The organism is Nocardia sp. NPDC005366 (assembly GCF_040606855.1).
Lineage (GTDB): Bacteria > Actinomycetota > Actinomycetes > Mycobacteriales > Mycobacteriaceae > Nocardia.
The window spans coordinates 21,832-46,424 of sequence record NZ_JBEXFQ010000036.1 but is presented as its reverse complement, the minus strand read 5'-3'; the positions used below and the strand labels follow the sequence as shown (position 1 = coordinate 46,424).

General features: G+C 66.1%; 19 protein-coding genes. 9 read left to right on the top strand and 10 right to left on the bottom strand.

Annotated elements, in window-relative coordinates; all coding sequences use genetic code 11:
* Positions 1 to 108: 108 nt before the first annotated feature.
* The 3 genes from ABZS43_RS30700 (at position 109) to ABZS43_RS30690 (ending at position 3,904) form a co-directional block, all read left to right on the top strand.
* Positions 109 to 1,467, top strand: a complete 1,359-nt coding sequence (locus ABZS43_RS30700) for a S1 family peptidase (protein ID WP_355039476.1) — start codon at positions 109 to 111, stop codon at positions 1,465 to 1,467.
* A 199-nt stretch (positions 1,468 to 1,666) separates the two neighbouring features.
* The gene (locus tag ABZS43_RS30695) at positions 1,667 to 2,908 is read left to right on the top strand and encodes a S1 family peptidase (RefSeq protein ID WP_355039496.1); all 1,242 of its coding nucleotides are present in this window, start codon (positions 1,667 to 1,669) and stop codon (positions 2,906 to 2,908) included.
* A gap of 135 nt (positions 2,909 to 3,043) precedes the next feature.
* Positions 3,044 to 3,904 (top strand): NRDE family protein, encoded by an 861-nt coding sequence (locus ABZS43_RS30690; RefSeq protein WP_355039475.1) that lies wholly within the window; start codon positions 3,044 to 3,046, stop codon positions 3,902 to 3,904.
* Between the two features lie 86 nt (positions 3,905 to 3,990).
* Here ABZS43_RS30690 and ABZS43_RS30685 read toward each other — a convergent pair whose 3' ends face one another.
* A complete protein-coding gene (locus ABZS43_RS30685; protein WP_355039474.1) occupies positions 3,991 to 4,728 on the bottom strand; it encodes a hypothetical protein in 738 nt (245 codons plus the stop codon).
* Positions 4,729 to 5,191: 463 nt separating this feature from the next.
* Between ABZS43_RS30685 and ABZS43_RS30680 the strand changes: the two genes are divergently transcribed.
* Both ABZS43_RS30680 and ABZS43_RS30675 read left to right on the top strand, forming a co-directional pair.
* Positions 5,192 to 8,317 (top strand): (Fe-S)-binding protein, encoded by a 3,126-nt coding sequence (locus tag ABZS43_RS30680; RefSeq protein ID WP_355039473.1) that lies wholly within the window; start codon positions 5,192 to 5,194, stop codon positions 8,315 to 8,317.
* 333 nt (positions 8,318 to 8,650) lie between these two features.
* On the top strand, positions 8,651 to 9,397 hold the full coding sequence (locus ABZS43_RS30675) for an oxygenase MpaB family protein (RefSeq protein WP_355039472.1): 747 nt from the start codon (positions 8,651 to 8,653) through the stop codon (positions 9,395 to 9,397).
* A gap of 55 nt (positions 9,398 to 9,452) precedes the next feature.
* Here ABZS43_RS30675 and ABZS43_RS30670 read toward each other — a convergent pair whose 3' ends face one another.
* The 3 genes from ABZS43_RS30670 to ABZS43_RS30660 form a co-directional block, all read right to left on the bottom strand.
* A complete protein-coding gene (locus ABZS43_RS30670) occupies positions 9,453 to 10,601 on the bottom strand; it encodes an acyl-CoA dehydrogenase family protein (RefSeq protein WP_355039471.1) in 1,149 nt (382 codons plus the stop codon).
* Positions 10,601 to 11,830 carry an acyl-CoA dehydrogenase family protein gene (locus ABZS43_RS30665; protein WP_355039470.1) on the bottom strand — a complete coding sequence of 410 codons (1,230 nt, stop codon included), beginning with the start codon at positions 11,828 to 11,830 and terminating at the stop codon, positions 10,601 to 10,603. Before ABZS43_RS30665 ends, ABZS43_RS30670 begins: the two co-directional genes overlap by 1 nt.
* 136 nt (positions 11,831 to 11,966) lie before the next feature.
* Positions 11,967 to 12,503: a YdcF family protein gene (locus ABZS43_RS30660; protein ID WP_355039469.1), complete on the bottom strand. Its 537-nt coding sequence runs from the start codon at positions 12,501 to 12,503 to the stop codon at positions 11,967 to 11,969.
* 138 nt (positions 12,504 to 12,641) lie between these two features.
* Between ABZS43_RS30660 and ABZS43_RS30655 the strand changes: the two genes are divergently transcribed.
* Both ABZS43_RS30655 and ABZS43_RS30650 read left to right on the top strand, forming a co-directional pair.
* A complete protein-coding gene (locus ABZS43_RS30655; RefSeq protein WP_355039468.1) occupies positions 12,642 to 13,964 on the top strand; it encodes a UDP-glucose/GDP-mannose dehydrogenase family protein in 1,323 nt (440 codons plus the stop codon).
* A 187-nt stretch (positions 13,965 to 14,151) separates the two neighbouring features.
* Positions 14,152 to 15,591, top strand: a complete 1,440-nt coding sequence (locus ABZS43_RS30650; protein WP_355039467.1) for an Hsp70 family protein — start codon at positions 14,152 to 14,154, stop codon at positions 15,589 to 15,591.
* Positions 15,592 to 15,639: 48 nt separating this feature from the next.
* Here ABZS43_RS30650 and ABZS43_RS30645 read toward each other — a convergent pair whose 3' ends face one another.
* The 3 genes from ABZS43_RS30645 to ABZS43_RS30635 form a co-directional block, all read right to left on the bottom strand.
* Positions 15,640 to 16,929 carry a YibE/F family protein gene (locus tag ABZS43_RS30645; protein ID WP_355039466.1) on the bottom strand — a complete coding sequence of 430 codons (1,290 nt, stop codon included), beginning with the start codon at positions 16,927 to 16,929 and terminating at the stop codon, positions 15,640 to 15,642.
* Positions 16,930 to 17,324: 395 nt separating this feature from the next.
* The gene (locus tag ABZS43_RS30640) at positions 17,325 to 18,581 is read right to left on the bottom strand and encodes a pyridoxal phosphate-dependent aminotransferase (RefSeq protein ID WP_355039465.1); all 1,257 of its coding nucleotides are present in this window, start codon (positions 18,579 to 18,581) and stop codon (positions 17,325 to 17,327) included.
* A 52-nt stretch (positions 18,582 to 18,633) separates the two neighbouring features.
* Positions 18,634 to 19,974, bottom strand: a complete 1,341-nt coding sequence (locus ABZS43_RS30635; protein WP_355039464.1) for an XRE family transcriptional regulator — start codon at positions 19,972 to 19,974, stop codon at positions 18,634 to 18,636.
* Between the two features lie 283 nt (positions 19,975 to 20,257).
* On the opposite strand from ABZS43_RS30635, the gene ABZS43_RS30630 reads away from it, so the two are divergent.
* Entirely contained in the window at positions 20,258 to 20,701 is a 444-nt protein-coding gene (locus ABZS43_RS30630) for a hypothetical protein (RefSeq protein WP_355039495.1), read from the top strand.
* A 109-nt stretch (positions 20,702 to 20,810) separates the two neighbouring features.
* Here the strand turns inward: ABZS43_RS30630 and dcd are convergent, their stop codons facing one another.
* Positions 20,811 to 21,410: a dCTP deaminase gene (dcd, locus tag ABZS43_RS30625; RefSeq protein ID WP_355039463.1), complete on the bottom strand. Its 600-nt coding sequence runs from the start codon at positions 21,408 to 21,410 to the stop codon at positions 20,811 to 20,813.
* A gap of 262 nt (positions 21,411 to 21,672) precedes the next feature.
* Here dcd and ABZS43_RS30620 point away from each other — a divergent pair, with 262 nt between their 5' ends.
* Positions 21,673 to 22,431, top strand: coding sequence for a phosphatase PAP2 family protein (locus ABZS43_RS30620; protein WP_355039462.1), 759 nt, complete (start codon positions 21,673 to 21,675; stop codon positions 22,429 to 22,431).
* 55 nt (positions 22,432 to 22,486) lie between these two features.
* On the opposite strand, the gene ABZS43_RS30615 is transcribed toward ABZS43_RS30620, so the two are convergent.
* Together ABZS43_RS30615 and ABZS43_RS30610 are read right to left on the bottom strand one after the other, a co-directional pair.
* A complete protein-coding gene (locus tag ABZS43_RS30615) occupies positions 22,487 to 22,645 on the bottom strand; it encodes a hypothetical protein (protein WP_355039461.1) in 159 nt (52 codons plus the stop codon).
* A 1,329-nt stretch (positions 22,646 to 23,974) separates the two neighbouring features.
* A complete protein-coding gene (locus tag ABZS43_RS30610; protein WP_355039460.1) occupies positions 23,975 to 24,448 on the bottom strand; it encodes a hypothetical protein in 474 nt (157 codons plus the stop codon).
* Between the last annotated feature and the right edge of the window lie 145 nt (positions 24,449 to 24,593).

The window sequence follows — 24,593 nt, the reverse complement described above, 5'->3', positions numbered from 1 at the left end:
CGCGACTGCGCGCAACACCGGTGCGATGCTGGACGAGGACTGTGCGCCAACGGAATCTGCCCTGGCCCATAGATTTAGCTGGCACATCAGTGCCGACGAAGGGACTTCATGCGCAAGTTGGTGGCGCGTCGCGCCGCAGTCAAGGCAGCCTCGATCGGAGTCGCCACGACTGTTCTCCTCGCACCCTTGCTCGGTATCGGTACCGCTTCGGCGGAAGCACCGGAACAACTGCCCGCCGACTCATTGCCCGCCGAACTCGTCCAGGCGATCTCGCGCGACCTGAATCTCACGCCCCAGGAATATCTGGATCGTGCCGCCCGGGCGCAGGAGCTCGGACGCTACGCGCGCGATTTCCGTTCCCAGCGACCCGACACGTTCGCGGGCGCGTGGATCGGCGCCGACGGCAAACCCGTCGTCGCGGTCACCTCTCCCGACGCCGCGCGGATCGCCACGGCGGACGGCTACCAGACCAGGCTCGCCGCGGTGTCGGCGAACAACCTGGAACATTCGCTGACCCAGGTGAACCAGTGGATCGCGACGCTGCCGCGCGATCTGTCCGAGGCCATCAACTCGGTGGCCATCGACATCCTCAACAGCCAGCTCGTGCTCAGCATCGCCAACACCCCGGCGGGCCACGTGCTGAATCTGCCGACCCTGATCGCCAATGTGAAGGTCATCCTGTCGCCGGGCGGCGGCGGGCCGGTCGAGCGGCGTCCGATGGGCGGCGACACCTACATCAGCGCGCCGACGTCGCTGCACGACACCTCGCTCAGGGGCGTCGATGTCTGCTCGTTCGGCTTCAACAGCGTCGACGCGTCCGGTAACGCGCTGAATATCAGTGCCGGGCACTGCGATCCGAATCTGAGCAAGGGCAACCAGCGGGCCGCGGTGTACCTGCCGAATGTCAAGGACATTCCGAACAGCCCCGAGGTGGGCACCTTCGTCGCGGCGGAACTGGGCGGCCAGTCCGGGCTGGACTACTCGGTGATCCGGCTGAACGACCGCGCCGTCGGCGCGGGCATGGACCAGCCCTCGGTGCGCGGCGCCAACGGCACCACGCTCGCCATCACCGGCACCGCCGAACCGGTGACCGGCGCGCCCATCTGCAAGTCCGGGCAGTCGTCCACCTTCACCTGTGGTTTCGTGGTGGCGGATCGGGTCGAGACCCAGCTGTACACGTCCGAGGGTGAGAGCAAGACGGTGCGCGGATTCGCCAGCTCCGCCTGCACGCTCGGCGGCGACAGCGGCGGCGCGATCGTCACGGGCACGCTGGCGCTCGGCATCACCAGCGGTTCCAACGCGGCCGACGCCCCCAACTGCACCGAGGCGAACACCCAGCTCGCCCCCTACGGCGGCACCGCCTCGCTCGGCATCCCGATCCGCGCCATTCTCGCCGATATCGACGCGAATGCCGGTGGCGGAGTCGGGAGCGGAATCACCGTACGCACCAAACCGAACAACGAGTGACACAGAACACATGACGATCGCCGGGCCCGGGGTCGACCGAGTCCGTGTCCGGCATAACCGCACCTTGGGATGAGTAGTGATACCAGTCGCGAACCCATATAGTCTGGGCATGCTCTTGCTGCCACGTTTAGGCCAGTTCCGATCTGCTGTGCGACGGACCAGCGTCAAGAAGACAGTCGTCGCGGCCTCCGCGGCGATCATGCTGTTCGGACCGACAGCGGCAGTGGTGAACGCCGAACCGTCCGAAGCGCCGGGTCTGCCCGCGGAGTTGGTCGCTGCGGTCACGCGCGATCTGAAGATCTCCCCCGACGAGTACATGCGCCGCGCCGACCTGGCGCAGCAGATCGCCACCTTCGCCACCACCGCACAGCGTCAGTACCCGCAGGTTTTCGCGGGATCGTGGCTCGATGATTCGGGCAAGGCGATCGTGGCCGTTGCCCAGGGTCCCGGCGCCGACGAAGCCCACAAGGCCGCGCAATCGGCAGGTTTCGAGGTGCGCAACGTGGCCAAGAGCGAGGCCACGCTGCGCGGCGAGAAGACCGCGTTCGAGCGCTGGCTCGACGGCCAGCCCGAGGCGATTTCGACCCTGGTGCGCGGCGCCGTGGTCGACACCGTCAACAACAGCATCGCGGTCAGGGTCGACCAGGCGGGGCTGCCGCTGCCCGGCTTCATCGATCCGGCCCGGGTCATCGTGATGGCCCCTCCGATCGCGGGCGAGGAGCTCCCGCAGGCGAGTGAGATCGCGGGCGAGGTCAACAACGGCGCGCTCGCCGGTGGCGACGGCTTCGCCTCGGTGGCCGGTCGCAGCTCGCTGCGCTGCTCGTTGGGCTTCAACGGCACCGATCGCTCGGGCAATGTCGTCAACATCACCGCGGGCCATTGCAACCCCGATCTCGCCTCCGCGGGCACCGATCACGCCTCGGCCGTGCACGAACTGGTGAACGGCGAACGGATCGGCGGCCAGCTGGGCGTCTTCCAGAAGTCGGTGCTCGGGTCGCAGGACTACTCGATCGTGCGCATCAACGATCAGGTCAAGGATCGCTTCGCCAATAACGGCGTCCGGGTGAGCGGCGCTGCCCCGATCCTGATCGAGGGTGTCGCCACCCCCGTGGTCGGCGCTCCGGTGTGCAAATCGGGTACGCGAACCGGATTCAGCTGCGGTGTGATCAACGCCGTCGACCAGACCGTGCTCGTCGGCGACCGGGAACTCACCCAGAGCTTCTCCGCCAATATCTGCGCTCTGCCGGGTGACAGCGGCGGCGCGGTCGTGACCGGCCGGCTCGCCGTCGGCATCGCCAGCGCCTCGTCGGTGGCCGATTACCCGGTCTGCGCGATCCCGAATCTGATCGGAGCCCTCACCGGCGATGTGCCGCAGCTGTTCGCACAGCCGGTCAGCGTGGTGCTCTCGGACAATCCGGGGCTGCGAATCCGCACCAACTGACCCGTAGACGACAAAGGCCGGTAGCCGCGCTACCGGCCTTTTCGCTGTTCCACGGCAGGATTCCACTGCCCTTACGCGGCCCGAACGGCATGCGATCCGGTGCCGACCCGGCAACGGTGGGGCATTCTGGATCGCATGTGTTTGGTGTTGATCGGTTGGCGTGCGCACCCGGAGTACCGGCTGATCGTCGCGGCCAATCGGGACGAGTACTACACCCGGCCGACCGAGTCCATGCAGCGCTGGACCGAGGTGCCCGGCCTGCTGGCCGGTCGCGATATCGGCGCGCGCGGCAGATCCGAGGGGGACCCGCCCGGCACCTGGCTCGGTCTGAACGAGCGGGACGGCCGGTTCGCCGCGGTCACCAATGTGCGCAATCCGAACGACGAACGCGCCGACGCCCGCTCCCGGGGCGAGCTGCTCATGAACTTTCTGCGCGGCGCCGCCGATCGGAACCTCCCCGGCCCCGAAAAGTACGTTGTCGACGTCGCTGCGGGCCCGGACGACTACAACGGATACAACGTGGTGGTCTCTGATCTGGAACAGCTGTGGTGGCATTCCAACCGCAGCGCGGCCCCGCCCCGCGAACTGACGCCCGGCTTCCACGGCCTGTGCAACGGAACCTTCGCCACCTCGGCCCGCCCCGGCCCCGCGTCCGAACCGGAGGCGCCGCAGGCCATATGGCCGAAAGTGCGCCACGGCCTGGCCGGTCTGCGCAAGGTCGTCGAATCCGCACCGGATTCACTGGACGATTATTTCGACGTGCTGTCCGATCCGGTCCAGGCGCCCGACGAGTTGTTACCGCACACCGGGGTTCCGCTGGAGAACGAACGCGCGCTTTCGGCCAGATTCGTCGCGCATCCGGTGCACGGAACCAGGGCGAGCACGGTGCTACTCGTGCGCGAGAACGGGACATTCGAAATAGCGGAACGCTCCTTCGGCAGATTCGGCAATCCGCAAGGAGAGTCCGCGTTCCGCGGCACCGTGTCGTTCGATTAGCCGGCCATCGACAGACGGCCGGGCACAAATGCCGATCGGCCCGTCCCCAAGGGGGAACGGGCCGATCGGGCGGAGAGTGTTCGAGATTACTTGGGAGCCTCGACCGGAGCGGCAGGCTGAGCAGCAGGCTTCTTGTCGGACCACTGCGTGGTGTCCGCCTCGGCCTGCATGACGTTGATGAGCTCGACGCCCGCGGCGACCAGGGTCGGTCCGCCGATGGCGATGGTGCCGAGGATGCCGCCGACGCCGGCGCCGGTCACCAGACCCGGCACACAGCCCGCGACGATGGTGACGACGCAGCCGATGATCGCGCCGACAGCCGTACCGACGAAGCCGCCGATGGCGGTGCCGATGCCGAACTTGCTGGCGAAGTCGTTCTGCGCGCGCTGGTTCTCGGTGGCCGAGGCGATCGGCTGGGCGGAAACCGGCTTGGCGGCGACCGGAGTGTCGAGCCGCAGACCAGCGGGCTTCTCCGGGGTGACCTCGAGGACGGTGCCGTCCTTCTTGAGTTCCGACTTGACCGGAATCTCGGTACCCGCCGCGTCGAACTCCATCGGCAGGGTGATGACGACGTTGCCCTTGTCGTCCTTGACGTCGACGACGCTGACCTTCGGCGCCTCGGGTGTCGCGCCGTCCTTCTGGGTCAGCGCGAAAGTTCCCCCACGAAGTGTCGCGACGACGGTCTTGTCCACCAACTTGACGGAGTAGTTGATGCCTTGTTCAGCGGCGGGCGCCGGGGCGGGGTCGGCGTGCGATGTGCCGATACCCACGGTCATCGCGCCGATGACCAGCGTGGCCGCCGCGGTGGTCCTGCGGAGGTTCATTCGGTTTTCCAATCCATCATCAGAGTTGTCGCCACTCGTTTCCGCCACGCGAGAGCTCATTCAATCCGACAGGTGGTCGGCCCTATCGAATTCTCCCCGAGCAGTGTGAAAACGAGCACAGCAAACAGAACGAGCTGAGCCTAGTCGAATACGTCCCGAGATGCGAGATCCGTTACCCGCCAGTGATAGTAAGTGTGCCCTTACCGATCGAGGACATGCCCCCACACTTCACGGCGTCACTCCCCTGCGCGCACGCAGCATCCACGCGGCTTCCTGTGAGATTCCACACAGGTAAATTCCGGGTCAAGCCCCAGCGTACGGGGATAACGACTAAATTCCGATCGTACGATAGACCATGTTAGTTACTGGTGAGTAACTTACTGGCGGTTACGATACGACGCAACCGAGTCGGCGACCTCGCCGACCTCGACCACTCGTGTTGCCTCTAGAGAAAGGTCGCGACATGAATGCCCTGACACTGACGCTGGGCACGATTGGGGCGGCGCTCAGCCTCCTGTGTTGGGCGTCGTTCTTCGGCGGCGTCCGCAACATCGCGCGCACCATCATGGTCGGACAGTCGGCGCCGGATCGTTGGCGGCCGTTCTTCCCGCGCCTCAAGCAGATGTTGATCGAGTTCCTCGCCCACACTCGAATGAACAAATTCCGGACCGTCGGCTGGGCGCACTGGCTCGTGATGATCGGCTTCCTCGGCGGCTTCATCCTGTTCTTCGAGGCATACGGCCAGACTTTCGATCCCGAATTCCATTGGCCGATCTTCGGCGACTGGGCGATCTACCACCTGTGGGACGAGATCCTCGGCATCGGAACCGTGGTCGGCATCGTGACGCTGATCGTCATTCGCCAGTTGAACCACCCGCGGGTGCCCGAGCGTCTTTCGCGTTTCAGCGGTTCCAAGTTCGGTCCCGCGTACGTGATCGAGTCGATCGTCCTCATCGAGGGCCTCGGCATGATCCTGGTGAAGGCCGGCAAGATCGCCACCTACCACCACTCGAACGCGGCCACCGACTTCTTCACCATGCAGGTCGCGAAGATCCTGCCGGAGAGTGCGGTACTCGTCGCGGTCTTCGCCTTCGTCAAGCTGATGTCGGGCAGCCTGTTCCTGCTGCTGGTCGGCCGCAACCTCACGTGGGGTGTGGCATGGCACCGGTTCGCGGCGTTCCCGAACATCTACTTCAAGCGCGAGGACACCGGCGGTGTCGCGCTCGGCACCGCCAAGCCGATGATGTCGAACGGCAAGGCGCTCGACATGGAGAATGTCGACCCCGATACCGACACCCTCGGCGCGGGCAAGTTCGAGGATTTCTCCTGGAAGGGCATCCTCGACTTCACCACCTGTACCGAATGCGGTCGCTGCCAGTCGCAGTGCCCGGCCTGGAATACCGGCAAACCGCTTTCGCCGAAACTGCTGATCATGTCGCTGCGCGACCACGGTTACGCCAAGGCCCCGTATCTGCTCGCGGGCGGGCGCAAGGACGCGGGCGGCGACGAGATCGGTCTGGTGGACGCCGAAGGCAAACCCGACGAGGCGAAACTGGCCAAGATCTCCGAGGCCGCCCGCGCCGAGGCCGAGCGCCCGCTGGTCGGCGGCGAGGATATCGGCGGCATCATCGATCCCGAAGTGCTGTGGTCCTGCACCACCTGCGGCGCGTGCGTCGAGCAGTGCCCGGTCGATATCGAACATGTCGACCACATCATCGATATGCGCCGCTACCAGGTGCTGATCGAATCGGAGTTCCCGTCCGAGCTCGCCGGTCTGTTCAAGAACCTGGAGAACAAGGGCAATCCGTGGGGACAGAACTCCAAGGACCGGCTCAACTGGATCAACGAGATGGATTTCCAGATCCCGGTCTTCGGCAAGGACGCTGATTCCTTCGACGGGTACGAGTACCTGTTCTGGGTCGGTTGTGCGGGCGCGTACGAGGACCGGGCCAAGAAGACCACCAAAGCGGTCGCCGAACTCCTCGCCACCGCGGGCACCAAGTTCATGGTGCTCGGCGCGGAGGAGACCTGCACAGGCGACTCCGCGCGCCGCGCCGGTAACGAATTCCTGTTCCAGCAGCTCGCCGCGCAGAACATCGAGGTGCTGAATTCGGTTTTCGAGGGCGTCGAGCAGAGCAGGAAGAAGATCGTCGTCACCTGCGCACACTGCTTCAACGCGCTGAACAACGAATATCCGCAGGTGGGCGGCACCTACGAGGTGGTGCATCACACGCAGCTGCTCAACCGCCTGGTGCGGCAGAAGAAGCTGATTCCGGTCGCCTCGGTCACCCAGAACGTGACCTATCACGACCCGTGCTATCTCGGCCGTCACAACAAGGTCTACAACGCGCCGCGTGAACTGATGGCCGCGTCGGGCTCCACCCTGGTGGAGATGCCGCGCCACGGCGAACGCTCGATGTGCTGTGGTGCGGGCGGCGCGCGCATGTGGATGGAAGAACAACTCGGCAAACGCATCAATATCGACCGCGTCGACGAGGCACTGTCCACCTCGCCCCAGAAGATCGCCACCGGCTGCCCGTTCTGCCGCGTGATGCTCACCGACGGCGTCACCGCGCGCCAGGAGAAGGGCGAAGGCGAAGGCGTCGAGGTCGTCGACGTCGCCCAGCTCATGCTGGATTCGATCGAACGCGTCGAAGCGGCGACGCTCACCGAGAACCTCGTGGTCATCCAGGAGCCCAAGCCCGAAGCCGAGCCGGAACCGGCCGAAGCGGAACCTGTCGCCGAAGCGGTCGAGGCTCCTACGGCGGCGACAGCGACGACAGCGACGACAGCGGCCCCTGCGACGGCGGCCCCTGCGGCCAACGGCCTCGCGATGAAGGGCGGCGGCAAGGCTCCCGGCGGCGGGCTCGGTATGAAGGGCGGCGGCAAGGCCCCCGGCGGGCTCGGCATGAAAGGCGCGGCCAAAGCGCCCGGTGCGAAGGCCGAGGCGGCACCCGCCGAAGCCCCCGCGCCGGCCAAGGGTCTTGGCATGAAGGGCGCCGCGAAGGCGCCCGGCGGTGGGCTCGGGATGAAGGGTGCGGCCAAGGCACCCGGAGCCAAGGCTCCCGCCGCCGAATCCGCACCTGCCGAATCCGCGCAGGCGCCCGAGACTCCCGCCGCTGCGCCCGTCAAGGGTCTCGGGATGAAGGGTGGCGCCAAGGCGCCGGGTGGCGGGCTCGCCATGAAGGGCGCGGCCAAGGCTCCCGGCGCGAAAGCGCCTGCCGCCCCCGCGGAATCGGCTCCTACCGAATCCCCCGCACCGGAACCGGCTGCCGCCGAATCGGCTTCGTCACCCGCCGAGATCAAGCCGACGGTCGCCGCCAAGGGTCTTGCCATGAAGTCCGGGTTCAAGCGTCCCGGTCCGAAAGCACCCGGCGCGGCTGCCCCGGCTCCGGCCGAGCCCACCGCGGCACCGGCCGAACCCGCTCCCGCGGCCGATCCCGAACCGGAGAACTCCGTCGCGACAGCCGAGGCGACTCCAGAACAACCGGAGTCGAGCAACGGCACCCCGCCGGTCGCTCCGCCGACCGCCAAGCCCGGCGGTCTGGGATTCAAGTCCGGAGCCAAGGCGCCGGGTCGCAAGAACTGAGCGACAGATCCTAAGCGGCAGGTAACCAACACGGTTCGGCCCGGATTCGCATTGCGAATCCGGGCCGATCCGTTTTTCCGCCGATCCGTTTTCCCGCCGACCCGCGCCCCGCCCCGCCTCACCGCCCCGACCTGCTCCGTCGACGGCGTCCCGGCGCAGTCGATCTTGGAGTATTGACGTAATGAGAGAATGAAATGTAATATCTCTCATACACTCAAGGCGGGAAGCCGCAGGCTTCTGAATACATCGACACCTACCAGGTGCGTTCCGCCCTGCCGCACAGCGCCCGACGGTGACGCCGACGCACACGCAACGATCGATGAGGATCCGCGAATGACCGAACACGGTCTCGACCCGAATTCGCTGCTCGGCCGCTACCTCGGGGACCGGCGTTTCATCCTGGCGCTACCCCGCGCGGTGGGTTTGCAGATCCTGCACCCATCGATCGCCGCGGGTATCACCGCGCACACGTCGACGAGACTGTGGTACCACAAGCAACGCGCCGTCACGCAGATGATCCACCTCGCCTACGGCTCGAGGAGCCCGCGTGCGACGATTCGGTACGGGCACGAAATCGTCCACGGCCTCGACAGCAGAGGTAGGCGATACCACGCCCTCGACCCCAAATTGTTCTTCTTCCAGCACGCGACCTATGTCGACAGTCTGGTCACCGCGGTGGAGATGTTCGCGCACCCGCTCACAGACGCGGACAAGGAAACTCTCTACGGCCAGTGCCGCGACTGGTATGCGCGATACGGCATCTCGGCCCGTCATATGCCGGATACCTGGCCCGAATTCACCGAATACCTGGCCGATATGTGCGCTAACGAATTGGCGCCGAGCCCGGACAGCGACCGCCTCGCACCGGAACTGCTGCGCCCGGACGCCTGGCTGCCGAAGACCGTCCCGGATTTCGCGGTGCGAACGATGCTGCACGAGCGCACCCGTGAACTGCTCGGAGTTCCGCTTCGCCGGGGAGATCGCGCCGCGACGGCCGCCTACGCGACGATGGTGAAATCGGGGATGCGGGCGCTGCCGCCACGGGCACGCCATATCGCCGTAGCCAGGAACGCGTCCTAGACACGAGCGAGGGCCGCGACCTTTCCGGCCGCGGCCCTTCTCGTATCGGTAGGGATCAGGGCCTGGTCAGCGCCGCGTAGCGCGCGAGATGGTAATCGCTGGAACCGAATTCGCTCTCGATGACGGTCAGCCGCTTGAAATAGTGACCGATCGCCAATTCCTCCGTCATTCCCATCGCGCCGTGCAATTGAACGGCGTTCTGGCCGATGAATCGGGCCGCACGGGCGACGGTGACCTTCGCCGCCGAAATCGACCTCGCCCGGTCGGCCGGGGCCGCGCCGAGCGAGTGGATCGCGAGATAGACGGCCGCGATAGACTGTTCGAGTTCCATGTACATATCGACCATCCGGTGCTGCAACACCTGGAAGCTGCCGATCGGCACCCCGAACTGCTGACGCTGTTTGGCGTAGTCGATGGTGTCGGCGAGAACCTTTCGCATGCAGCCGACCGATTCCGCGGCGATCGCCGCGATGGCCTCGTCGGTCGTCGCGTCGATGACATCCCAGGCCGTGCCTTCGCCGCCGAGCAGCGCGTCGGCGGGCAGCCGCAGACCGGTGAAGGTCAGGTCGGATCCGACGCGGTCGTCGATCGTCCGGTAGGAGTGCGCCTCGACCCCCGCGGGCGGGCGAACCGCGTCGAATTCGGTGAGGAACAGCGAGATTCCGTCCCGGTCACGCCGCTGCCCGGCGGTGCGAGCCGCGATGATGAGATGCGTCGCCAGCGGCGCACTCGTCACCACGATCTTCGCGCCGTCGATCACCCACGAATCGCCGTCGCGACGAGCGGTGGTGCCGATATCGTGCGGGGTCTGGCCCGAGGTCGGTTCGAGTAGGGCGAAGGCGGTCCGCGCGTCGCCCGAAACGATCCGGCGCAGGACCTCCTCGGCCCGGTCGCCGCCGGACCGTTCGAGCAGACCCGCGCCGACGACGACCGTGTCCACGAACGGCTCGACGACCAGCGCCCGGCCGAGTTCCTCGGCGATGACCATCAATTCAACGGGTCCGCCGCCCATCCCGTCGACCCGTTCGGGCAGTGTCGCGCCGAGAATTCCCAGTTCGTCGGCGAAACCGCGCCACACCGACGGCTGCCAGCCCTCGGCGGATTTCGCGGCGGTGCGGCTCTTCTCCAGGTCGTATCGCGCGCCGAGGAATCCGGCGACCGCGTCGCGCAGGAGTTCCTGCTCCTTGGTGAGTGTGAAGTCCATCAGAGCCCCAATGCTGCCTTGGCGAGGATATTTCGCTGAATTTCGTTGCTGCCCGCGTAGATCGAACCCGCGCGATCGTTGAAATAGCGCAGTGGCGCGACCGCCTGCCATTCCGCGCCACTGCGGTAACCATCGGCGGGCGGGGTGAATTCGGTGACGGGGCCGCCGGGCGCGGTGGCGTGCGGCTGGTAGACCCGGCCGCGCGGTCCGGCCGCGATCAGCGCGAGTTCGGTGAGCTGCTGGCTCAATTCGGTCGCGATGACTTTGAGCATCGAGGATGCCGGGCCGGGATCTTTGCCCTGTGCCATCGCGGACACAGTCCGGTACTCCAGGATTTCGAGCACTTCGGTGCGAATCCTGGCGTCGGCCAGTCGCGCGGAGAAGGCCGGGTCGTCGATGAGCGGGTTACCGTCGGGGCCGGTCTGTTCCGCCGCGGCGTCGGCCAGCCCCTTGGCCATCGTCTGCAGCATCGGCGCGACCGCGCCGCCGCGCTCGTGGACGAGCAGATATTTCGCGACGGTCCAGCCGTGGTCGATCTGGCCGAGCACATTGCTCTTGGGCACCCGCACGTTGTCGAAGAAGACCTGGTTCTGTACTTCTTCGCCCGAGGTCATCACCAGCGGCCTGACCTCGATACCCGGCGTGGTCATATCGATGAGCAGGAAGGTGATGCCCTGCTGCTTCTTGCCCTCGCGCGAGGTGCGCACCAGACAGAAGATCCAGTTTGCCTCGGTCGCGTGGGTGGTCCAGATCTTGCTGCCGGTGCAGAGGAAATCGTCGCCGTCATCGACCGCGGCCATCGAGAGCGCGGCAAGGTCGGAACCGGCCTCCGGCTCCGAATATCCCTGGCAGAAGAAGATCTCGCCGGTCAGGATGCGCGGCAGATAGTAGCTCTTCTGCTCCGGCGTCCCGAAGGCGATGATGGCGGGGGCCACCATCTTGATACCCATCGGCGACAGCGTCGGCGCACCGGCGAGGGTCGATTCGCGGCCGAAGATGTAATGCTGGGTGAGGCTCCAGTCGCATCCACCGTGCTCGACCGGCCACGCGGGCGCGGCCCAGCCACGCTCGTGCAGACGGTGCTGCCATTCCATGCTGGCCTCGTGGTCCGGGTAGACGCTCGTCGCCAGCCGCCCCGCCCGCCGCAGCTCCGGCGTCAGCTTCGCGTCGAGGAAGGCGCGAACCTCGTCTCGGAAGGCCAGATCAGCCGCTGACCAGTCGTAATCCATCTGCCCTCCCGGAGGGGTATGCCACAGTGCACCGCTGTTGGCTACTCGCCAACATGACCCAATCTAAGACCGTCTCGCAGCGAAATCAAACTGAAGCCATACGCCCGCAGTTACCTCCGAGCAGCGACGACAGCGACTAACAGTCCTCGAAGAACGCCTTCGCGTAGCCAACGGACTGATAGGCGTAGTCATAGGCCCACCGCGAAATGGACAGACGCGGGGCGGGATCGACGAACAGCAGTTCACCCGACCAGCATTTCCCGAGGACGTAGCGGGCCCGCGAGATATGCGGGGTGAAGGTGACGACGATGACGCGCTGCCAGTTCTGCGCGCGGGCGCGGCGAGCCAATTCCCTGCCTTCGCCGCGGGTGGTACGCGGTGACGGATCGAAGCAGATCACCTCGAAGCTGTAGCCGCCATGGCAGATCCGGTTCATCCTCGTGCTGTACTCGTACGGATCGGAGAACAGCACGCGCGGGGCGTACCCCTCGCGGGCGAGGCGCAGGCCGAGTTGTTCGCGTCCGTCGTGGGCGCCGCCGAGAACAAGAATCGCGTCGGCGGGGGCGGGCCGGTCGGTCCGCGGGCGAACGTAGACCGGCCACAGCGCCGCGACCGCGACCGCGACCGTCACCAGGCCGCCGATGATCGTCACCGCGTACTTGCGCCCACACACCCCGTCGATGCTAGTGGCGATATGTTCGCGCAGGTCACGGCGATGTCCGGACGCACGTCGCCACCTGTACACCTGCTGTTGCGTTGACCCTTGCCTCGCTGACGCGGCGCGGCCACCGACGGGGCTTACCAATCGATTATGCGATGCACAGTCTTCGGAACCGGGTACCTCGGGGCCACGCATGCGGCGTGCATGGCCGAACTCGGACACGACGTTATCGGGGTGGATATCGACCCCGGCAAGGTGGCGAAATTGTCCGACGGAGTGGTGCCGTTCTACGAGCCGGGACTGGAGGGAGTGCTGCGGCGCAATCTGGACGCCGGCCGCCTGCGCTTCACCACTTCCTACGAAGAGGCCGCGGCCCACGCCGAGGTGCATTTCCTCGGCGTCGGCACTCCGCAGAAGAAGGGCGAATACGCCGCCGACCTCAAATACGTGCACGCCGTGGTGGATACACTCGCACCACTGCTCGAGCGCCCTTCGGTGATCGTCGGCAAGTCGACCGTGCCGGTGGGTACAGCCACGGCACTGGGCGAACGGGCCAGGGCGCTGGCATCGACCGAGGTCGAGGTGGCGTGGAATCCGGAATTCCTGCGTGAGGGGTTCGCGGTCAAGGACACCTTGCGCCCGGATCGCCTGGTACTCGGGGTGGATCGGACGCGCGCGGGCGCGGACCGCGTCGAGGAACTCGTGCGCGAGATCTACGCGGAGTTGATCGCCGCCGACGTCGCGTTCCTGCTGACCGATCTCGCCACAGCGGAATTGGTCAAGGTTTCGGCGAATGCCTTTCTGGCGACCAAGATTTCCTTCATCAACGCGGTCTCCGAGGTCTGCGAGGCGACCGGAGCCGACGTCACGATGCTGGCCGACGCGCTCGGCTACGACGAACGCATCGGTCGCCGTTTCCTCAACGCGGGCTTGGGTTTCGGCGGCGGCTGCCTACCGAAGGATATCCGCGCGTTCATGGCCCGCTCGGGCGAACTCGGCGCGAACCACGCCGTCGCCTTCCTGCGCGAGGTCGACAACATCAATATGCGACGCCGGACCAAGGTCGTCGATATGGCGACCCGAGCCTGCGGCGGATCACTGCTCGGCGCGAATGTCGCGGTGCTCGGGGCCGCCTTCAAACCCGAGTCCGACGATGTCCGCGATTCCCCCGCGCTGAATGTGGCGGGCATGATCCAGTTGCACGGCGCGGTCGTCACGGTGTACGACCCGAAGGCGCTGGAAAATTCCCGCCGCGTCTTCCCGACGCTGAACTATGCGACGTCGGTGACGGAGGCGTGCGATCGGGCCGACGCGGTGCTCGTGCTCACCGAATGGGACGAATTCACGGCCCTGCGGCCGCACGACCTGGATCGAGTTGTCCGTACGCGGTCCATCATCGACGGCCGCAACTGTCTCGATCGAGCCACCTGGCGAGATGCGGGATGGGTGTACGCGGGACTCGGCACACCGTAGAGTTGCCGACGACGAGAGCGACCGATCCGAGTCCGCCGAAGCACCCCCAGGCCGGGCCCGGCCACGTTGTGAACGGGCACAGGGAAGCGGGAGTGCCGCGGCAGACCAGGTATCGTCCGGTATGGGCCATCCGCCCTCAGCGGCGCGGGCTCGCTTGTCGTGAAGCGTGAAACGGGATGGGCAACTGATGAGTTCGGTACTGGGGATTTCGGTGGGGGCCGGCGCCATCCGTATGGCGCGACCGCACGCCGGGATTCTCCATGGGCAAGTCGAGCCGCACGCCTTCGATCTGCAGACCGTACCTGTGGTCGGCAACCGGGCCGAGGAGTTGGTCGCCGAGGCGGTCGGCGTCACGCTGGAATCCTCGCGCGATATCACCGCCACGGCGGTCGCCTACCGCAGTGAGCAGCAGGCCCATGCGATCCGCGCCGCGATGGCGAGCCAGCAGATCACCAATTACGAACTCATCCCCGAGGTCTTCGCCGCTCTCGAATTCGCCCAGTCCACGGGTGATATCCGCGGCATCTCCTCCCTGGTCGTCTACGACCTGGGCAGCTCGGGACTTTCGGTGAGCGTGGTCGACACCCAGACCCGTGAGGTGCGTCACACCGAACGCACCAGCGATATCAGCGGCGACTACCTGGATTCGCTGATCCGTGAACAGCAGATCGCGTCGGGGCGTATCGCGCATCCACCGGATCAGGCGGGCCTTGCGGTGCTCGACGCGCTGTGCCGCGAAGCCAAGGAGCAGCTGTCCACCAATACCGCCGTGGCGCTGCCGAGCGAACAGGGCCTGGTGTTACTGGCTCAGGAGAACTTCGAGGCGCTGATCATGCTGGCGATCGAATCGTCGGCCAGGATGGCGCGCGATGTGATCGTGCGTTCGGATCGCCCGGTGCACGGCGTTCTCGCCATCGGCGGCTGCGCCAGGATCCCGCTGATCGCGAAGGTGCTCGAACGCTGGATGGGCGTTCCGGTGATCGTCCCGGAGAGTCCGGAGACGGTCACCGCGCGCGGCGCCGCCCTGCTGGCCCGCCCGGTTCATGTGGCCGCGCCCGTCACGACGGCGATGAACGCGGGCGCGCCCTCGCCCGCCTGGCTGTCCACGCCGCCGAAGAAGGGCAGACAACGCAAGAACAGCCTCGATGACGATCTCGCGCACGATGATTGGGCGGGCCCGAATCAGGTGCAGGACTGGCCGCGCGCCGTGCGTGGCCGTGGACGCGACGAACTGCCTTCTGGCTGGTCGGCGGTGCGGCCCATACACGGTAAGCGCGAGGTGAGCGGCGCCGTGCTGACCGTCAGCGCACTGGCGGTGGTCGCGGCGATCGGACTCGGCCTCGGATACGGCCCGCAGGTGCTCGAACGGGATTCGCAGAGCAGCGAGGGTTCCACGTCCACCTCCCCGTCCAGCGTGCCGCGCACCACCACCCTCGATCCGCAGATCGCGGTCGCCCCGGCCACGACCACCGCGACCGAGGCGACGGTAGTCCAATCGCCGCGTCAACAGGCGACCACCGCCCCCGATACTCCGACGCAGGGCCCGAATACCTTCGTGGTTCCCGGACTCCCGCCGATCGTGGTGCCGACCATTCCCCCGGAACTCATCCCCCAGTCGCCACGCTGAGACGATCCGCCGTACCCCGCGGGATACGGGCCGGATCACCGCCTCGACTCAGTTCCTGGCGTGCCTGGCATGTCGCGAAGGCGGTGCCTGTACCACCGGTTTCGATCCGAACGGGCGCGCGAGCAACACCGCGATACCGGTGGTCAGCGGCACCGAAAGGGCAAGGGCGATACCGCCGACCGCCGATCGGGTGATCTCGATGGCGACCGCGTCGCCGGTCAGCACGTCGCGGATGGACCGTCCGGCGACACTGAACAGCAGCAACAGCGGCAGCGAGCCACCGGCGTAGGCGAGCACGAGGGTGTAGACCGTACTGGCGATATGGTCGCGGCCGACGCGCATCGTCGCGGCGAAAACCTCGCGCCGCGAAGCTGATCGATCGAGTGCGGCCAGTTCGAAGGCGGCCGAGGCCTGCGTGATGGTGACGTCGTTGAGGACACCGAGCGTGCCGATGATGAAGCCCGCCAGCAGCAGACCCGTGATACTGACGTGCTCGATGTAGGTGGCGACGTTGGTGTTCTGCTCTTCGGACAGACCGGTCAGATGCGTCACTTCGATTGCCAGCCAGGACAGTACGGCCGCCAACAGCATCGAAGTGAGCGTGCCGAGCAGTGCCGAACTGGTCCGCAGATTCACCCCGTGCGCCAGATACAGCACCACGTAGAGGATCACCGCGCCCGATACCAGCGCCACCGGAATCGCGGGTTTTCCGTCCAGCAGAGCGGGCAGCAGGAAGACCACGAGAACCGCGAAGGCGAATACGAGTCCGAGCAGCGCGCGCAGACCACGCCAGCGCGCCACCGCGATGATCACCACGATGAACGCGATGACGATCAGGGTCAGCGGCAATCCGCGCGAGTAGTCCTCGAAGGAGTACATGGGTGTGCCGTTCGGATCGGTCTGGCGGACCAGCCGAATCCGATCGCCCGCGCGCAGATCGGGTTGCCCTGGGCCGGGCGCGATTTCGAACAGCGTCTTGTTGCCCTTGTGCGGGCCCGAGTCGATGGTGATGAGGCTGCGCTGACAGATGTAGGCGTTGTTGCGCGGGGTCTCGGGCATATCGGTGAACACCTTGCCGAGCGAGGCGCTGCCGCACGGACCGACGTCCTGCACGACGACCGTGCCCGCTTCGGTCTGCACCGCTCCGCCGCCCGCGTTCTGCATCGGCAGCGGGATGTCGACGTGCTGGGTGCTCGGCCACAACGCGATGGCGGCGAGAACGACGACGACACCGATGACGGTGAGCAGACCGATCACCACGCGGGCGGCGTTGGCGCCTATCGCGAGCGGTTCGGAATGGTCGTGATGATGGTGATGATGATGATGGTGGTCGGTCACCGGGCTCCTACCTCGTCCGTCGTATGCCCTGGGCGCGTCCGCCCGGTGCCGAGCTTAAAGGATTTCATTTTCAAGATCGCCCTACAGCGCAGGGGAGCATACGAACCGGTGCGGAGACCGAGAGATTCGGGAGATCCGGGAGGGGGCGGCGGAGAGCAGGGGGATGTCTCCGCCGCCCGCAGGCCGGCGGCCCAGGGGGGTAGGCGGCCGAACCCGAGGCCAGGTTGTCCAGGGGGGGTAGACAACCCGACCGGGCACTCGAAGTGCCAAGAGCCACTGTACACAAAAGCCGAACTTTTGCGCTAGCCCATCTTCAAAACTCGCCTCTATCCCAACATTTAGTATGTTTCAGCGCCCGAAGCAGGGCGATTCGATTGCCAGGCGGGCGCTACGGGCTATTGCCGGTAGCTGGCGAGGAAGTTGCCGAACCGCTCGATCGCGACCGCGAGATCCCGCGCCCACGGCAAGGTGACGATGCGCAGATGATCGTGATCGGGCCAGTTGAAGCCGGTGCCCTGCACCATCAGGATCTTCTCCTGGAGCAGCAGATCCAGGATCAGCTTCGAATCGTCGTAGATCTCGTACACATTCGGATCCAGCCGGGGAAACGCGTACAGCGCGCCCTTGGGCTTCACACAGGAAACACCCGGGATCATATTCAGCCGTTCCCACGCCACATCGCGCTGCTCGAGCAGCCTGCCACCGGGCAGGATCAGATCCTCGATGCTCTGATGTCCACCGAGCGCCACCTGAATCGCGTGCTGGGCGGGCACATTCGGGCACAGCCGCGAGGAGGCGAGCAGATCGATACCCTCCAGGAACCCGGCCGCGTGATCCTTCGGCCCGGTGATGGCCAGCCATCCGGAACGGTAGCCCGCCACCCGGTACGCCTTGGACAGGCCGTTGAAGGTCAGGCACAGCAGATCCGGCGCCATGGTCGCCAGCGAGATGTGTTTGGCGTCGTCGTAGAGGATCTTGTCGTAGATCTCGTCGGCGAGCAGCAGCAGCTGATGTTTGCGGGCCACGTCCGCGATCTGCTGCAAGATCTCGGCGGAGTAGACCGCGCCGGTGGGGTTGTTCGGATTGATCACCAACAGCGCCTTGGTCTTGTCGGTGATCTTCGATTCGATATCGGCGATATCGGGCTGCCAGCCGCTGGACTCGTCGCACAGGTAGTGCACCGGAGTACCACCTGCCAGACTCGTCATCGCCGTCCACAGCGGGTAGTCCGGCGCCGGGATCAGCACCTCGTCACCATTGTCCAGCAGGGCCTGCATGGTGATGGTGATCAACTCGGAGACGCCGTTGCCCAGGTAGACGTTGTCCACGTCGAGCTCGGGGAAGCCCGGCACCAGTTCGTAGCGGGTGGCGATGGCGCGGCGCGCCGACAGGATGCCCTTCGATTCCGAGTAGCCCTGGGCATACGGAAGCGCGGCGATGATGTCGCGCATGATCACATCGGGCGCGTCGAACCCGAACGGGGCGGGATTGCCGATATTCAGCTTGAGGATGCGATGTCCCTCGGCCTCCAGCCGTGCCGCGTGTGCGTGTACCGGTCCACGGATCTCGTAGACGACGTTCTGCAGCTTCGTGGACTGCTCGAGGACACGCGGCGGGCGATGCGGTAGATGACTGGGGCTCACCCGTCCCATGGTGCCATCCCGCGCAACCGCGTTTTCGCACGCACACGGGGCCGCGGGTGGATCAGGCGAGGGAATTGCCCGGCGGGACGCCCTTCGCGGCGGTCGCGCCGCAGAACTCCTCGATGCGTTCGTCGAGGAAACGCGCCTCGGTCGCGTCGCGGAAATCCGGGGCGGCGATCCGGCGGCGCACGCCGATGAGCCGTTCCTCCAATTGGGCGATGCGTTTGTCCTCGTCCAGGCCGAGGACCGGGTACAGCGCCTCGGAGGCGCCGTCGAGACTGCCGTTGATCAGATGGGCGGCGGCGCAGTCCACCCGAGCCAGCGACTCGGCGCCGTAGGAGCGCTGTTCGGAGGGCCCGTTGGCATAGAGGTCGATGGCACGCCTCGTGGCGGCCAGCGCGGGTTCGGCCAGTCCGAGGTGGATGTAGGTGGCCCCCGCGTAGTACTGCGCCTTGGCGTCGTTGAAACCGAAGACGCCGCCGATCTCGTCGTGCAGATCATCGGTTTCGCAGACCTCGCGCGCGTCGTCGGCGGCCCTGACGCAGCGTTCGGTATCGCCCGCGCTGCCGATCTTGGACCAGATCCTGGCCTCGATATTGTGCAAGCGGACCTTCGCCGTCGCCGATTCGGCGAACTCCTGCCCGCTCTGGGCGAGCAGCACCGCACGCCGCGGTCGCTCGGACCAGTACTCGATGAGCGCGTGCATCCCCCTGGTCCACGCGCGCAGTCCGTTGTGACCGCAGAGTTCGGCATAGGCCCACGCGGCCCGCGCCTGCTCCCCCGCGGCGTCGTAGTAGCCGAGGTCGGTACTCGCGTTGGCGAGCAATCCGGACAGCGTGCCGGCCAGCAGATATAGGTGGCTGGTATCGGCGGGCCGCTGATGCCCCTCGAGCAGTCGGTACACCCGGCGGCGCACTCGCAGCATCTCCACCATCATCGGAACCGGGGGAATGCTCACGTAATCGTTCGCGATACGCAGCACGTCGGCGTCGAGTTGATCCAAAGTGGTGGCACCCACGTTGGTGCTCTCGGCCCGTCCGGCGTGTTCACTTGCCTCGTGGGCAGCGGCCATGATGAGATCCCTCTCCGAAATCGCTGCTAACGCATCGCCTCTCATCGCACCGGCGTCGATGAGAGCCAACAGGTCCGCTTCGCTCGAGTAATTGGCGCGCGCCCCGACGGCGGGACGCGAATCGGCTCCTGGCGCGGCCGTTCGTTCGGCCGACTGCTGATCGATCAGGGCCGCGAAACGTGCTCGCACAACGTCATCGGACCTGGCCAGGGAGGTGTCCAGCGCGGCTTGGTTGATGGGGCGCGGGTGCACCCGGACGCCACCCGCTTCCCATTTCGAGACCAGGCGTTCGTGCACTCCCAGGTGGGCCGCGAACTCCCTGATACTCATCCGCTTGGCATCGCGAAGGGCACGGGTCTCTCTACCTGACCATTGCCGGACCACGATGTCATCCCTTCCGACGAACTCCTCATCCCAGGGTACGAGCCCATTGTGTCTACTGCCACAGGTAATTCGGTGTTGCTATATGCACTGGCCTGTGCAGTAGACACTGGGTCGCGCGGCCGGGCGCGAGAGGCAGTGGAATGGCAGTGGAAGGCGGGCGTGCGGGCGACACCGTGTCACGCTCTCACGGGCGACCCTTGAAACAGGAGGCAAGGAGTTGGCCGTGAATATGGACAGACTCATGACAGTCGACGATTGGGTGGCCTTCTACCGAAACGAATTCGGGTTACCGGTGACCGAACGCGGCGGTTTCGTGATGCTACCCATCAGCGGCCGAGTCTGTGCCGTTCATCTGCCGACCGCCCGCGCCGAAAAGGTCAGGGCGGCACTGGAACAGCAGGGGACGAGGGGCCCTGTGCTGGCCAGGCAGATCCGATGGAGCTTCCTGGCGGAACCGGATTCCCGGCCGGGCGCGCAGGTATTGGAGGTACTGAACCGGCTGGATATCGGGATACCCGCCGTCGGCAGTGCCGTGATGTTGCCGACCGGCCTCGGTCGCCTGACCCGGGAAGGGTGCTCCTGGGTCAGCCCACCTGGCCGCGGTGGCACGCTCCCCCCGCTCTCCGCCGTCATCACGACGGCGCTGGCGGTGGGAGCGGGCGGCGGGGACTGAATGCGTCGTCGGTCCCCGCCACCGTCCGGCACCTCGCACGACCGATTGCGCCTCCGGGTCGATGGGGCGCAATCGGTCGGGTGCTACTGCGCCCCAACCCGACTCACGCTCAGCGCGATTCCACCGTCTGCACGACCTCGTCGGAAAGCGGGAAATTCATATACGACCGCGACGGGGTCGGCCCCCGCTGCCCCTGATATTTCGAGCCCGCCGCTGCGCTGCCATAGGGATGCTCAGCCGGACTGGTCAGCCGGAACAGGCAGAGCTGGCCGATCTTCATCCCCGGCCACAGCGTGATCGGCAGATTCGCCACATTGGACAGCTCCAGCGTGATGTGACCGCTGAACCCGGGATCGATGAACCCGGCGGTCGAATGCGTCAGCAGGCCGAGTCGGCCGAGACTCGACTTACCTTCCAACCGCCCCGCCAGATCATCGGGCAGTGAGCAGATCTCGAGGGTCGATCCGAGCACGAACTCGCCCGGATGCAGCACGAACGGCTCCCCCTCCGAGGGTTCGACCAGGCTGGTCAGCTCGTCCTGGCGCTGCGCCGGATCGATATGGGTGTAGCGGGAATTGTCGAAGACCCGGAACAGGCGGTCGAGGCGCACATCGATGCTCGACGGCTGGATGAGATTCTCCAGCAGCGGCTCGACCCCGAGACGCCCCGCGGCGATCTCCGCACGGATGTCACGATCGGATAGCAGCACGCGACGAGCCTAGCCTTCGCGCGACTCGACGGTTCGGCCACGTGCTGAAACATCGAGAACCTCGCCTCGCGAGCGCCTCGCACACCCCGATGATCGATGACGGGATACGGCACATTCCGAGTTCGGCCCAGCGTCTTCTCGGCATCCCTGATTCACGCCGGTGATCGCCGGGTAGGGACGGTATAGAGGGAACGGTGACCGACACACCCCCATCCACCGACACCACAGCAATTTCTCAGCATGGGGAGGAAAGGTTGGACAGGTGCCGCCCACTCCTGATCACGACCGGTCAACACGCCGCATTCCGACGCTCGCCCCCCTCGCGGTGCTGCTGGCGGCATTCATCACCGTGTTGACCCACGACGTTCAGCACGACAACGGCCTGACCGCCATCGATCCCGAGATCTCGGCATGGGCCATCGAACACCGCACCGCGACGCTCACCGCGACGGCACGCGTGGTGACCACCCTCGGCGACACACTCACCCTGACCATCATCACCGTGCTGGTGTGCGCGGGCCTGATATGGCGCGGGTGTCGACGCGACGCGACTCTCGTCGCACTGACCGCTGTGGGCGCATCGATACTCACGTTCGCCGGAAAACGACTGATCGGCAGATCCCGTCCACCCGCCGTCGACAGAATCGCCTTCGAGTCGAGCCTGTCCTACCCGTCCGGGCACAGTCTCGGCTCGATCGCGGTGATCGGAATCGTCGTCGTCGCGCTGGTGCCGAGGCTGCACCGGACCGCGGCACGACTAGCCGCGATCACGGCTGCCGTGGTTTTCGTTGTCGCGGTGGGGATTTCCCGGGTATACCTCGGGGTGCACTGGCCGACCGACGTACTCGGCGGATGGTCGATCGGTGCGCTCTGGATACTCGTCTGCCTCGGCGCGTACACCTACCTGAATCACCGATGGAGAGACCATCCGGTGAGAATTTCAGCGCCTCGCGATGGGGCGCTCACCAATGCGGGACCGCGCGAACCGAGTGCACGCGACGCCGAATCCTCTGATACCTGACCCTCGGCGACGACCACGGTGATTCACCCGTTCACGTCGCCGAAGCGTCGAACGCCTATGCGTCGCCGTCGACCGCCTGCGCGTGGAACGACCCGTCCTCCGCCCCGCTGAAAACGGGGTAGTGCATCGCGTTGTTATCCGCCGAGGCGTACACCTCGGGGGCGGCGGTTTCGTGACTGAACAGTCCGGGCACACGCCCATCTTCTTGACTCATCCTGAGCCTCCTTTGATCTGCGGCGAATAGCCGATCACGGCGTCCGCACCTGACCACCGGCCTGGGATATGCCCAAGCGCCGATGCTTCCTTCGCATGGTACGTCCACCGGGTGACACGAGTGTGGATCACTCGGCCCCCAAGGCCGAACCATACACCTCATTCTCCCAGCTAGAACCCCAGGGCGAATACTGTTTCCCGCCCACCGCTACTTCCGCGGGCACCCGAGCACGGTTCGGGATCTCGAAGCCGGACTGCTGTTCGGCCGCGTCGAGGGCCGATCGGCTGCCACTCACGCGTTGTTCTCCGACGTCGCGGCACGCACCGCACAGCGTACGGGACAGGGCGGGTCCGCGTCGGCTTCGGATGTATCGAGGGCACTATTCGAACCAGGTGGACCGAGAACACGCCGAACCTCCACCTACTTCGGGGCAAGGTAGGCGACCACCGCCAGAACTCGGCTCGGCACCGTCGACAACCACACTGAGACAGGCCGCGAAAAAGTGACCACAACCGAAAATAACGGAGCAGCAACCGAAGTCGGCGACGGTTACCAGATGTCGGCTCCGACGGCCCTTCACCAGCAGCGATCCCACATCACGGTCACGCACCGGCGCCAACACTTCACGCCCACCCATGTGGCACGACGCCGATGACCGACGGGTTTCACGAGGCACATACCCGCCGCAACCCGCGAGGCGATTATCTACGCCCGGCCACAACTGCCGGAGTGCGCGCGCGATCGGATGGTCCCCGCCTAAAACTGGGACGCGAAGTCGGCGGCCGCGAGCGGTGAAGTCGAATGATCTTGTCCACGTGTGCGCGGTCGAGTCGGTTCTGGCGCGCATCGTGGCGTTGCCGTGCAGTCGTCGGCGGGGAAAACACCCTGGCTCGATAGCCGGGTGATCTCGTCATCGGGACCGGCCGATCACGCTCACCCGGTGCAGAACTACTTTACCGATCAGAAGGCTGTTGCCGCCGGTGAGCCTCGCCGATCCGGGCTATTTGCTCGCTTTATCCAGCGGGCTTACAAACCCCGCTGACCGGAGGCGAACAGTGTGCCCTTTCCATCGGTCTCGAGCGGATTACTCGGGGCAGGTCGAATGGTAGTCGGATTCGTGTTCTGCTGGCGGCCGGCGGCCGAGCCGATACGGCAGCCGGGGTTATCGAACCAGCCGACCCCGGCTACACGAACTGAAACCAGCGCAATCGGTAGATATGCGGCGAAGAGGGGCACCTCGGCGATCAGTCGCGCACATCTTTATTCCGTTTTCCGGTAGCCGAACTCGATTCGGTTACCGGAAAACGGCGAACGCTGATCCCGGAGGGATCAGGGCAGGACCTGCGGAATGACATTCGGGGCGACCGCGCCGACGATCAAGCCGACCAGGGCACCCTGGAGCGCGGGGCCGAGGGCGCAGAGCGGGACGAGCGGAAGGCCGACGAGGGTGACGGCACAAACAACAACCCCGAGCGCGCCCCCGACAATCGCACCCGCCACAGCGCCATTAGCCAGCGGATCATGGTTGGCCGCATTCGGATCTGTGGCTATATCCTGCAGATCCGCAGCCGCGACCGACTGCTCGACATCCGAGGCGGTGGGCTGCGCGACGACCGGAGCCACCTGCGGAACCGCGACCGGCACCTCCGTAGCAGCAGCGATCTGCACGGCCGTGGCCGACTGCGGGGCGATGGCCGAGGTGTCGGCAGAAGCTGTTCCCGCGCCCACGAAGGTCACCGCGACCGCCAGCGGCAACGCCGCGATGAGTGCTTTACGACCGAATTTCCCGATAGTCCGACGCATGATTTTCCTATCCTCCCGACCCCCGCAGCACGCTGACTGATCAAGCGTGCGCAATGTTTTCGCGTTACGAATTGCAACGATCAAGTTCTATCCCATCCCGGTCGGCGAATCAACTCCCGGTGCCGCTATGCGCACACGGCGAGTC